Raw genomic sequence first — 11466 nt, forward strand, 5'->3', positions numbered from 1 at the left:
GGGGCGGGGCCTTCTCCGCGCCTTGCGGCGCGTTTTATTTTTTGCGGCTGTAGGGGGTGTCCTCGAGCGGGAGCCTGGTGCGGAATTTGCCGTCGAAGTTGTAGTAGGCGAGCTGGACGGCGGGCGCGGTCGGGATCGACGCGATTTCGCCGATGCCCTTGGCGCCGCGTGCGAGCTCGGATTTGGCGGGGCCCTCGACGATGACCGCCTCGACGTCGGGGGTCTCGGTCGCCTTAAAGAGCCCGAGGGTGCCGAATTTGGCGGTGGGCCTGCCGTGGTCGAGCGGGAAATCCTCGGTGAGCGCGTAGCCGAGGCTCATGACCACGCCGCCCTCGATCTGCCCCTCGACGCTGACCGGGTTGATCGCCTGCCCGACATCGTGCGCGGCGATCACCTTGCGGATGCGGCCGTTTTCGTCGAGGTCGACGAGGTGGGTCGCGTAGCCGTAGGCGATGTGGCTGACGGGATTGGGTTTGTCGGAACCCAGCTTATCGGTCACGCCGAGGTATTCCGCGGTGAATTCCCGGCCCTCGAGCGCGTCGAGGGAGAAATCGCCGAGCGCGGCTGCCAGCTGGAGCGCGGCCTGCCGCGCGGCCTCCCCGGTGAAGAGGGTCTGGCGGGAGGCGGTCGTATTGCCCGCGTCGGGCGCGAGGGCGGTGTCGGGGGCCTGGTAAGCTACCCGGTTAAGAGGAAGCCCGGTCACGTCGCAGACGATCTGGGTGACGACGGTGCCCATGCCCTGCCCGATGCAGGCGGCGGAGGTGTGGATCTGCACCCGGCCGTCCTTCACGAGCAGGCGGCAGCGCCCCGTGTCGGGGATGCCAACGCCGAGTCCGCTGTTTTTGATCGCGCAGGCGATACCCGCCTTGGGGTGCGCGTCGTAGTAGGGCTTCACCGCCAGGAGCGTCTCGACGGCGGCGGTCGTCTCGTCGGCGATCTGCCCGTTGGGGAGCACCTGCCCCGGCCGGATGGCGTTGCGGTAGCGGATCTCCCACGGGGAGATGCCAACCTTTTCGGCGAGCAGGTTGAGGTTGCACTCGGTGGCAAAGCAGCTCTGCGTCACGCCGAAGCCGCGGAAGGCCCCCGCGGGCGGGTTGTTGGTGTAGTAGGCCTTCCCGTCGATCTCGATGTCCTGGTAGTTGTAGGGGCCGGCCGCGTGGGTACAGGCGCGCTGGAGCACCGGACCTCCCAGCGAGGCGTAGGCGCCCGTGTCGGAGACGAGCGACGCCTTCATCGCGGTGAGGCGGCCGTTCTCGTCGCAGGCGGTCGTGAACTCCATCTCAAAGGCGTGCCGCTTGGGGTGGATGAGGATGCTTTCCCTGCGGGTCAGCGCGACCTTGACGGGTCGCCGGGCCGCCAGCGCGAGCAGGGCGGCGTGGTGCTGGACGCTCATGTCCTCCTTGCCGCCGAAGCCGCCGCCCACCATTTTGGCGACGACCCGCACCTTTTCGGGCGGCAGGCCGGTCGCCTCGGCGCACTCCTTTTTGGTCTGGTAGACGCCCTGGTCGGCCGAATAGACGACGATCCCGTCCCCGTCGGGCATCGCGAGCGCCGTCTCGGTCTCGAGGAAGGCGTGCTCGGTCGGCGGGGTGGAGTAGCGGGTGGTCACCACGTATTTGGAGCGGCGGATCGCCTCGTCGGCGTTGCCGCGCACCAGATGCTCGTGAGCAAGCAGATTGCCGGGGGTCTCCCCATGCACGAGCGGCGCGCCGGGGGCCATCGCCTCGGCGGGGGAGAAGACGCCGGGCAGCTCCTCGTACTCCACCTTGACGAGGGCCTTCGCCCGTTCGAGCGTTTCGCGGTCCTCTGCCGCGACGAGCGCGACCGCGTCCCCGAGGAAGTGGGTGATCCCGCCGACGGGGATGAGCACGTCGTAATCCTTTTTGAGGTGGCCGACCCTGGGCTTCCCGGGCAGGTCGGCGGCGGTGAGCAGGGCGACGACGCCGGGCAGCGCCCGCGCCTCCTCCGCGTCGATCGAGAGCACCCGCGCACGCGGATAGGCGCTGCGCACGGCGCTGCCGTAGCAGAGCCCCTCGACGCGCATGTCGTCGACATATTCCGCGTCGCCCACCGCCTTGGCGGGCGCGTCGACGCGGGGCAGGCTTTCGCCCACCCTGCCGGTGAAGGTGCAGGCGGGGACGGGGGAATCCTCGCGGAGGAGCTTTGCGGCCAGCAGCACCGCCTCCTCGATCTTTTTGTAGCCGGTGCAGCGGCAGATGTTGTTTTTGAGCGCCTCCTTGACCTGCGCGCGGGCCGGATCGGGCACGGCGTCGAGGAGGCCCTTGGCGCTCATAACCATGCCGGGGGTACAGAAGCCGCACTGGACCGCGCCGCAGTGGGTGAAGGCGTAGGCGTAGACCTCCCGCTCGCGCGGGGTGAGCCCCTCGCAGGTGACGATCGATTTCCCGGCGCATTTGGAGGTTTTGAGGACGCAGGCCTTGGTGGCCCTGCCGTCCACCAGGATCATGCAGGTGCCGCAGGCGCCCTCCGAGCAGCCGTTTTTGACCGAGGTGAGCCCGAGCGTCTCGCGCAGGAAGGTGAGGAGCTTTTCGTCCTTTTCGGAGACCACCTGTCTGCCGTTGACCGTCATTGTAACCATCGTACCGTCCTCCATCCGAATTCCGCTGAATGTCGAAAAATAAGTAATACTTTTATAAATCCATCCTAAGTTTATCATTCTGATGGTGGAAAAGCAATAGGCAATTTCGACAAATTCTAAAAAATTTTTAGGTAAAACAAATTTTTTTAAGAAAACCTATTGACTTGCCTGTTTCCTGTGCTATGATGGGGTTAAGAACAAAAGTCATACTTGCCCCGAAAGACCGTTTTAACAGGAGGAGAGCAGAGCATGGAACAGATCAAATGGGCGGCGAACCGGATGCCGAAGGGGGACGACCGGGAGCTGTCGGTCATGGCGCTCGAGAACGTGGCGAAGGCGCGCAGATTCCACCAGAGCTTCCCGCAGTATTCGGTGACGCCGCTGGCGCGGCTGGACCGGATGGCGGCGCAGCTCGGGCTGGGGGGCTTCTTCGTCAAGGATGAGTCCTACCGCTTCGGCCTCAACGCCTTCAAGGTGCTGGGCGGGTCGTTCGCGATGGCGCGCTATATCGCCGGGGAGCTCGGCCGGGACGTGTCGGAGATGACCTACGAGTACCTCACCTCTCAAAAGCTGCGGGACGAGTTCGGGCAGGCGACCTTCTTCACCGCGACCGACGGCAACCACGGACGGGGCGTCGCGTGGGCGGCCAACAAGCTCGGGCAGAGGGCGGTCGTACATATGCCGAAGGGGAGCACCAAAACCCGCTTCGACAACATTGCAAAAGAGGGCGCGCAGGTGACGATCGAAGAGGTCAACTACGACGACTGCGTGCGCATGGCGGCTGCGGAAGCCGCCGCGACCCCGCGCGGGGTGGTCGTGCAGGACACCGCGTGGGAGGGCTACGAGGAAATCCCGGCGTGGATCATGCAGGGCTACGGCACGATGGCGTCGGAGGCGGCCGAACAGCTCCGCGAGGCGGGCGTCGACCGGCCGACCCACATCTTCATCCAGGCGGGCGTCGGCTCGCTGGCGGGCGCGGTCCAGGGCTACTTTGCGAACCTCTTCCCGGACAACGCACCGACGACGGTCGTCATGGAGGCGCAGGCCGCCGACTGCCTCTATAAGGGCGCGGTCGCGGCGGACGGCAAACCGCGCATCGTGGGCGGCGATTTACAGACGATCATGGCGGGGCTCGCGTGCGGTGAGCCGAACACGATCTCGTGGGAGATCCTGCGCAACCACGCGGGCTTTTTCGTCTCCTGTCCCGACTGGGTCGCGGCCAAGGGGATGCGGATGCTCGGCGCCCCCTGCAAGGGCGACCCGCAGGTCGTCTCGGGGGAGAGCGGGGCGGTCGGCATGGGTCTGGCGGCCGCGCTGATGGAGGACAATGCCTACCGCGAGCTGCGCGAGGCGATCGGGCTCGGGAAGGACTCGAAGGTGCTGATCTTCTCCACCGAGGGGGACACCGACCCGGAGAACTACCGGAGGGTCGTCTGGAACGGCGCGAACCCGTCCTGCCGGGATTAAAGTTTTCGCCCGCCTTTTTCAAAAGGCGGAGGGGCGCCGGGGCGGGGCCCCGACGCGCGCCCCGCAGGGCGCAAGATCCCTGATCCTTCAGGCGCATTTTTTGCAACGCTTTTATACAAGAGAAAAAAGCGTCCCAACGTTATATTTGAGCCAGACCGCATGTTAAAAGGAGGAAACGACGATGGATTTCACGAAGATCAACGAGGCGGCGCGGGGATACCGCGCGGACATGACCAGGTTCTTGCGGGATTTGGTGGCGATCCCGGGCGAGAGCTGCGGCGAAAAGGGCCACATCCTGCGCATCAAGGAGGAGATGGAGAAGGTCGGGTTCGACGAGGTGGTCATCGACCCGATGGGCAACGTGCTCGGCTACATGGGCGCGGGTGAAACGCTGATCGGGTTTGACGCGCACATCGACACGGTGGGCGTCGGCAACCGCGACAACTGGAACTTCGACCCCTACGAGGGCTATGAGAACGACCTCGAGATCGGCGGCCGCGGCACCTCCGACCAGATGGGCGGCATCGTGTCCGCGGTCTACGGCGCGAAGATCATGAAGGACCTCGGCCTTTTGAACGACAAATACAGGGTCCTCGTCACCGGAACGGTGCAGGAGGAGGACTGCGACGGCCTCTGCTGGGAGTACATCGTCAAGGAGGACCACGTCCGTCCCGCGTTCGTCGTCTCCACCGAGCCGACCGACGGCGGCATCTACCGCGGGCAGCGGGGCCGCATGGAAATCCGCATCGACGTCAAGGGCGTCTCCTGCCACGGCTCGGCGCCCGAGCGCGGAGACAACGCGATCTACAAGATGGCCGACATCCTCCAGGACGTGCGCGCCCTCAACGAGAACGACGCGGCGGCCGGCACGGAGATCAAGGGCCTCGTGAAGATGCTCGACGAGGCGTACAACTCCGAGTGGAAGGAAGCCCGCTTCCTCGGCCGCGGCACCGTGACGGTGTCGGAGATCTTCTTTACCTCGCCGTCGCGCTGCGCGGTAGCGGACTCCTGCGCCGTGTCGCTCGACCGCCGCATGACCGCGGGCGAGACGTGGGAGAGCTGCCTCGAGGAAATCCGGAACCTGCCTGCCGTCAAAAAGTACGGCGGCGACGTCAAGGTGAGCATGTACAACTACGAGCGCCCCTCCTGGACGGGGCTCACCTATCCGATCGAGTGCTATTTCCCGACATGGGTCATCCCCGAGGACCACAGGGTCACCAAAGCGATGGAGGCGGCCTACAAGGGCCTCTACGGCGACAGCCGCGTGGGCGCGCCCGCCAACGAGGAGATGCGCAGGGCCCGCCCGCTGACCGACAAGTGGACCTTCTCGACCAACGGCGTGTCGATCATGGGCCGCAACGGCATCCCCTGCATCGGGTTCGGCCCGGGCGCGGAGGCGCAGGCGCACGCCCCCAACGAGATGACCTGGAAGGACGATCTCGTCCGCTGCGCGGCGGTTTACGCGGCGCTTCCCACCTGTTATTGTGAATAAACCACAATAAATTTTGGTTTTTTCGCTTACCGCTTCGGAGTGAAAATGCACAAATTTGCGGTGGAGACGAACAAATACAGTCGGAGAACTTGCAATCAATCGCCAATTCATGTATGCTGTAGAGGAAGATATTCGTTAAAATTGCATATAGGATTGGCCGATTTCTGAAAACCATTCAAATTCAGTAAACATTTGTGAAGGAGTTACAGCTATGGATCAGAAATTACAGGCCTATATCGACAAACTCAACAAACTCAACTTCAAAGAGATGTACATGAACGACTTCTTCCTCACCTGGGAGAAGACGGACGACGAGCTCGAGGCGGTCTTCACCGTCGCCGACGCGCTGCGCTATATGCGCGAGCAGAACATCTCCACGAAGATTTTTGAGAGCGGGCTGGGCATCTCCCTCTTCCGCGACAACTCCACCCGCACCCGCTTCTCCTTCGCCTCCGCCTGCAACCTGCTGGGCCTCGAGGTGCAGGACCTTGACGAGGGCAAATCCCAGATCGCGCACGGCGAGACCGTCCGCGAGACGGCGAACATGATCTCCTTCATGGCGGACGTCATCGGCATCCGCGACGACATGTACATCGGCAAGGGCAACGCCTACATGCACGAGGTGTCCAAATCGGTCCGCGAGGGCTACCAGGACGGCGTGCTCGAGCAGATCCCGACCCTTGTCAACCTCCAGTGCGATATCGACCACCCGACCCAGTGCATGGCGGATATGCTCCACATCATCCACCACTTCGGCGGCGTGGAGAACCTCAAGGGGAAAAAGGTCGCGATGACCTGGGCCTACAGCCCCTCCTACGGCAAGCCCCTTTCGGTGCCGCAGGGCGTCATCGGCCTGATGACCCGCTTCGGCATGGACGTCGTGCTGGCCCATCCCGAGGGCTACGAGGTCATGCCCGAGGTCGAGGAGGTCGCCAAAAATAACGCCGCCGCGTCGGGCGGCACCTACCGCAAGACCAACTCGATGGCCGACGCCTTCCAGGGCGCGGACATCGTCTATCCGAAGAGCTGGGCCCCCTTCGCCGCGATGGAAAAGCGCACCAACCTCTACGGCGAGGGCGACTCGGAGGGCATCCGGAAGCTCGAAAAGGAGCTGCTCGCGCAGAACGCCAACCACAAGGACTGGTGCTGCACCGAGGAGCTGATGAAGACCACGAAGGACGGTAAGGCGCTCTACCTGCACTGCCTGCCCGCCGACATCAACGGCGTCTCCTGTGAGGACGGCGAGGTCGAGGCCTCGGTGTTCGACCGCTACCGCACCCCGCTCTACAAGGAGGCATCCTTCAAGCCCTACGTCATCGCGGCGATGATCTTCCTTTCGAAGGTCAGGGATCCGCAGGCGGTCCTCAAGGCGCTCGAGGAGCGCGGCACCCCCCGCTGGACCAAGTAAGAGGCGCGCGGCCCCGCCCGCAGCGGTACGGATTCCGCCTTTGCGGCGTCCCGGGGAGCGCGTTACCCGGGACCGACGTCACAATATGCCGGCGCCGCCGGCTTGAGCCGATATTATGAAAAGGTGGTAATTTGGTATGGGAAAGAGAATCGTCATCGCTCTGGGCGGCAACGCGCTCGGCAACAACCTGCCCGAACAGATGATCGCGGTCAGGCAGACCTCCAAGGCGATCGTTGACTTGATCGAAGAGGGACACGAGGTCGTCATCTCCCACGGCAACGGTCCGCAGGTCGGGATGATCCAGAAGGCGATGGCCTCCCTCAACACGATCGACCCCAAACAGTATCCGATTCCGCTGTCGGTGTGCGGCGCGATGAGCCAGGGCTACATCGGCTACGACCTCCAGAACGCCCTGCGGGAGGAGCTGCTCGACCGCGGCATCCACAAGCCCGTTTCGACGCTCATCACCCAGGTCGTCGTCGACCCTGAGGACCCCGCCTTCAAAAAGCCGACCAAGCCGATCGGCAGCTTCATGACCGAAGAGGCGGCCAAAAAGCTGGCCGCTGAAAAGGGCTACACCGTTATGGAGGACGCGGGGCCGCGTCGTGGCCTCCCCCCGCCCGCAGCACATCGTCGAGATCGAGACGATCCGCACCCTCGTCGACGCGGGGCAGGTGGTCGTCGCGGCGGGCGGCGGCGGCATCCCCGTCATGGAGACGGAGGGCAACCACCTCAAGGGCGTGCCCGCCGTCATCGACAAGGACTTCTGCAGCGCGCGTCTGGCCGAGTCGGTCGACGCGGATTGCCTGATCATCCTCACGGCGGTCGAAAAGGTCGCCATCAATTTCGGAAAGCCCAACCAGGAGTGGCTCGACGAGCTCACTCCCGAACGCGCCCGGCAGCTCATCTCCGAGGGCCACTTCGCCCCCGGCTCGATGCTCCCGAAGGTGCAGGCCGCCCTCCAGTTCGCCGAGTCCAAGCCGGACCGCTACGCGCTGATCACCCTGCTGGAAAAGGCCAAGGACGGCATCGCCGGAAAGACCGGCACCATCATTCGCTGACTTCGCTCCATCTGTTGATACCCTCCTTTCGCCGCCCGCGGGATTCTTGCCCCCGCGGGCGGCCCGCGTTTTCGAGAGGGACGTGGAAAAGAAGCGCCGCCCGGACGGGCGGCGTTTTCTTTTGCCGCTTTCTTGAAAGAAAGCGGAAAAGAACTTTTGGTTCAGGCGGGGCGCTTCCCGGAGCGTTGGGCGCCGGCCGTGCGGCGGGGTGGCGTTCGGGGGAAGATGGCGGGCGTCTCCCGGAACGACGGGGAAGTTGGGAGGACGGAAGGGCCGCCCCATTGGGGCGGCCCTTCCGTGTGGCAGGATATGCAAATTGGAGTGACGTATTATCGGTTGTCGATGACCGGAAGGTACCGGCCGGAATCCGTTCGCACGAGCTGCTCGAGCCCCGCGCGGTCCAGTTCCCGCTCTTCGCCCTCAAAGGCGAAACGGGCGCAGGTCCCGCAGGAGGAGCTCAGGCTCCGCGGCACGGGGGAAAGCCGTACCGCGGTTCCCCGTCCGCGCAGGTCGTTTGCGAACCGGAGCGCGTCATAGTGGGTGAAAAAGGTCGCGATATAGTCGTGCAAAGGGGTTCCCTCCCGGCGGATCGAATGTGGGGCGGTTATTTCGCGAGGGTCAGGCGGAAGTCCTCCCCCTCCGCCGAGACGGAGACGCGGTAGCCCGCGCGTTCGGCGTAGCGGGTGACGTTCTCCCGCGCGGTGGGATTGTCCACCAGCACCTCGCAGGAGGAGGGGGCCTTGTCAAGCGCGTTTTTTGTCAGGACGACCGGCTGCGGGCAGGAGAGCCCGCGCGCGTCGATGGTCTGTGCCATGAAAATTCCTCCTTTTATGCCCGCTGGGGCTCTTTTGCGCGCGCCGCGGCCGAAGCCTTCGTATTGAGGAAGGCGACGGCGAGCAGGACGACGAGTGCGATTATGGTGAAGAGCTTCCCGGCGGCGGTCGGGCCGCCGGTGACGGTCCCATCCTCGGCCACCGCGGTGGCGGCGGAAGCGAGGCCGAAATTGTGGGCGAACGCCGCGCCGACAAAGTAGCCGGCGACGGTGACGGCGGAATCGGAGTTGCCCTCGCCCGCGAGGATGAGCTGGCGGAGCGGACAGCCGCCCAGCATGACCGAGCCGAGCCCGACGGCGGCCATCGAGAGGAAGTTCCAGACGCCGTCGACGTGGGCGACCGGCTGGCCCATGAAGCCGAGGCTGAAGTAGCCGCCGAACAGGGCGTTCAGCAGGAGGTTGCCGGCGAGCGCGGCGGCGAGGATGGCGATAAAGCCGGAGAGCAGCGTCCAGTCCCGAAAGAGCAGGACGTCACGGATGCCGCCGACCATGCAGAGCCGGGTGCGCTGCGCGAGCGCGCCGACGATCAGTCCGGCGATGAGGGAGATCCAGACGGGGGCGCGCATCGAGCCCGGGCCTGTTTCGCTGAAGAGGATGAACGCGGGCGCGGCGCAGAGCAGGCCGAAGAGCGCGACCTGGACGACCGGCAGCCAGACGCCGTCGACGGCGGGCAGGGTGTAGGTGCGCTTCAGGCTGTAGCCGCGTTTGAGGAACTGCACGCCGCAGAGGATGCCGAGCGCGAAGCCGGCGAGCCCGACGATGGCGTTGAGGTCGCCGCCGGCGATCCGCAGCACCATGCGCAGCGGACAGCCGAGGAAGACGAGCGCGGTGATCATGACGAACGCGCCGAGCACGAAACGGGTCATCGGGGAGGAGCCTCCGCGGGGGAGAAATTCCTTTTTCGCGACCGAGACGATGAGCGCGCCGAGCACGAGCCCGATGATTTCGGGACGGATGTACTGGACGGCCGCCGCCTGGTGCATCCCGACCGCGCCGGCGGTGTCGCGGATAAAGCAGGCGATGCAGAAGCCCATGTTTTTCGGATTTCCGAACCAGACGAGCGCGGCAGCGATGACGCCGATGACCGCGCCGGCGAGGATGATTTTGCGTTTCTCCTTCAATGCCAACACCTCAAAATCGTTTTGATTTGCACGTGCGTCTCTTTTGTTATTATAGAACAAAGACTTGGCATATGGAAATCACAAATTTGAATAAATTAACGGTATTTATAGATATCGTCTATAAATATGGCGCGAGAGGGAAAAGTGGCGTACAATAGAAGCCAGAATCCGAAAAGGAGGCCCCAGGAGATGCAGAAGGTATATTTCGACCACGCGGCGACCTCCTTCCCCAAGCCGCCCGCGGTCGTGTCCGCGATGGTGGCGTATATGGAACGGATCGGCAGCAACGTTGGCCGCGGCGGGTACGCCTCCGCCTACGAGGCCGCCGGGACGGTGCTTGCCGCGCGCGAGCGGCTCTGCGCCCTGCTGGGCGGCCCCGACCCGCGAAACGTCATCTTCACCCTCAATGTCACCGAGGCGCTCAACATGATCCTCAAGGGCTTCCTGCGCCCCGGCGACCATGTCCTCGTGAGCGCGGTGGAGCATAACGCGGTCATGCGCCCGGTCGTGCAGCTTGCACAGACGGGCGTGGCGTTCGACCGCATCCCCTGCGACGGGGAGGGAGCCCTTTGCCTGGACGCGCTCGACGGACTTGTCCGCCCCAACACCCGCGCCGTCGTCCTGACCCACGCGTCCAACGTCGCGGGCACCATCCAGCCGGTCGCGCGGGTGGGGGCGTTCTGCCGCGCGCATGGGCTGCGCTTTGTCGTCGACTGCGCGCAGACCGCCGGGGCGGAATCCATCGACATGGCCTCGATGGGCGCCGACGCGCTCGCGTTCACCGGGCACAAGGGGCTGCTCGGCCCGCAGGGAACGGGGGGATTCCTCATCACCGATGAATTTGAAAAGGAGCTGACCCCGCTCATTTCGGGCGGGACGGGCAGCTTTTCCCACCTCGAGACGGTGCCCGGGCCGCTGCCCGACCGATTCGAGGCGGGTACCTTGAACCTTCCGGGCATCTACGGACTGCACGCGGCCCTCGGCTTTCTGGAGGAGACGGGGATCGGGACCATCCGCGCGCGGGAGCAGGCGCTGACCGCGCGGTTCCTCGCGGCGGCCGCGGGGGACGACCGCATCCGCGTCGCCGGCCCCCGGACGGCGGAAGGGCGCACGGCGGTCGTCTCCCTCGACTTCCCCGGCAGGGACAACGCGGAGATCGCCTTCCGTCTCGACAGTGAATACGGCGTCATGACCCGCTGCGGCCTGCACTGCGCCCCAAACGCGCACCGGACGCTCGGGACCTATCCGCAGGGGACGGTGCGGTTCTCCTTCGGATATTGGAACACGGAGGAAGAGATCGATTACGCGGCCGATGCGATCGGACGCATTTTGAACGGATAGGAGGGCGCGGCATGGACGACAGGACGGCGCTGCTGCGGGCGATCCCGCAGGTGGACGAGCTGCTCCGGGAGCCCGGGCTCGCCCGGGCTGCGCAGCAGCAGGGGCGGGCGGCGGCGCTCGGCGCGGTGCGCGCCGAGCTCGACGC

The 11466-nt window shown here is 65.1% G+C and carries 9 protein-coding genes and 1 pseudogene; 6 read left to right on the forward strand and 4 right to left on the reverse strand.

The window, feature by feature from the left end; genetic code table 11:
• Window positions 1-34 precede the first annotated feature (34 nt).
• The gene (gene xdh / locus RDM88_RS08835; RefSeq protein ID WP_308754492.1) at window positions 35-2599 is read right to left on the reverse strand and encodes a selenium-dependent xanthine dehydrogenase; all 2565 of its coding nucleotides are present in this window, start codon (window positions 2597-2599) and stop codon (window positions 35-37) included.
• Between the two features lie 249 nt (window positions 2600-2848).
• Here xdh and dpaL point away from each other — a divergent pair, with 249 nt between their 5' ends.
• From dpaL to arcC, 4 genes and pseudogenes are all read left to right on the forward strand, one after another.
• Window positions 2849-4066, forward strand: a complete 1218-nt coding sequence (dpaL, locus tag RDM88_RS08840; protein WP_308754493.1) for a diaminopropionate ammonia-lyase — start codon at window positions 2849-2851, stop codon at window positions 4064-4066.
• A gap of 181 nt (window positions 4067-4247) precedes the next feature.
• Complete coding sequence (locus RDM88_RS08845) at window positions 4248-5558, forward strand: YgeY family selenium metabolism-linked hydrolase (protein ID WP_308754494.1); 1311 nt, start codon at window positions 4248-4250, stop codon at window positions 5556-5558.
• 211 nt (window positions 5559-5769) lie between these two features.
• Window positions 5770-6966: a knotted carbamoyltransferase YgeW gene (ygeW, locus tag RDM88_RS08850; RefSeq protein WP_308754495.1), complete on the forward strand. Its 1197-nt coding sequence runs from the start codon at window positions 5770-5772 to the stop codon at window positions 6964-6966.
• 136 nt (window positions 6967-7102) lie between these two features.
• Window positions 7103-8027 (forward strand): annotated as a pseudogene (arcC, locus tag RDM88_RS08855) (carbamate kinase).
• Between the two features lie 329 nt (window positions 8028-8356).
• On the opposite strand, the gene RDM88_RS08860 reads toward arcC, so the two are convergent.
• The 3 genes from RDM88_RS08860 to yedE are packed head-to-tail and all read right to left on the reverse strand — an operon-like array spanning window position 8357 to window position 9980.
• Window positions 8357-8596, reverse strand: coding sequence for a DUF3343 domain-containing protein (locus RDM88_RS08860; RefSeq protein WP_308754496.1), 240 nt, complete (start codon window positions 8594-8596; stop codon window positions 8357-8359).
• A gap of 35 nt (window positions 8597-8631) precedes the next feature.
• A complete protein-coding gene (locus tag RDM88_RS08865) occupies window positions 8632-8841 on the reverse strand; it encodes a sulfurtransferase TusA family protein (protein ID WP_308754497.1) in 210 nt (69 codons plus the stop codon).
• 14 nt (window positions 8842-8855) lie between these two features.
• Window positions 8856-9980, reverse strand: coding sequence for a YedE family putative selenium transporter (yedE, locus tag RDM88_RS08870; protein WP_374045438.1), 1125 nt, complete (start codon window positions 9978-9980; stop codon window positions 8856-8858).
• A gap of 189 nt (window positions 9981-10169) precedes the next feature.
• Between yedE and RDM88_RS08875 the strand changes: the two genes are divergently transcribed.
• On the forward strand, window positions 10170-11321 hold the full coding sequence (locus tag RDM88_RS08875) for an aminotransferase class V-fold PLP-dependent enzyme (RefSeq protein ID WP_308754499.1): 1152 nt from the start codon (window positions 10170-10172) through the stop codon (window positions 11319-11321).
• An 11-nt stretch (window positions 11322-11332) separates the two neighbouring features.
• Window positions 11333-11466, forward strand: a 134-nt coding sequence (locus tag RDM88_RS12890) for a hypothetical protein (protein ID WP_374045439.1), incomplete at its 3' end; no start/stop codon positions are given.

It is taken from the genome of uncultured Anaerotruncus sp. (genome assembly GCF_902490045.1).
Lineage (GTDB): Bacteria > Bacillota > Clostridia > Oscillospirales > Ruminococcaceae > Anaerotruncus.

Bases quoted from the DNA above. Each gene is read 5' to 3' on its own strand.
- RDM88_RS08845 (WP_308754494.1), top strand. From the start codon at position 4,248: ATGGATTTCACGAAGATCAACGAGGCGGCGCGGGGATACCGCGCGGAC.
- RDM88_RS08875 (WP_308754499.1), top strand. From the start codon at position 10,170: ATGCAGAAGGTATATTTCGACCACGCGGCGACCTCCTTCCCCAAGCCG.
- ygeW (WP_308754495.1), top strand. From the start codon at position 5,770: ATGGATCAGAAATTACAGGCCTATATCGACAAACTCAACAAACTCAAC.
- RDM88_RS08865 (WP_308754497.1), bottom strand. From the start codon at position 8,841: ATGGCACAGACCATCGACGCGCGCGGGCTCTCCTGCCCGCAGCCGGTC.
- dpaL (WP_308754493.1), top strand. From the start codon at position 2,849: ATGGAACAGATCAAATGGGCGGCGAACCGGATGCCGAAGGGGGACGAC.
- xdh (WP_308754492.1), bottom strand. From the start codon at position 2,599: ATGGTTACAATGACGGTCAACGGCAGACAGGTGGTCTCCGAAAAGGAC.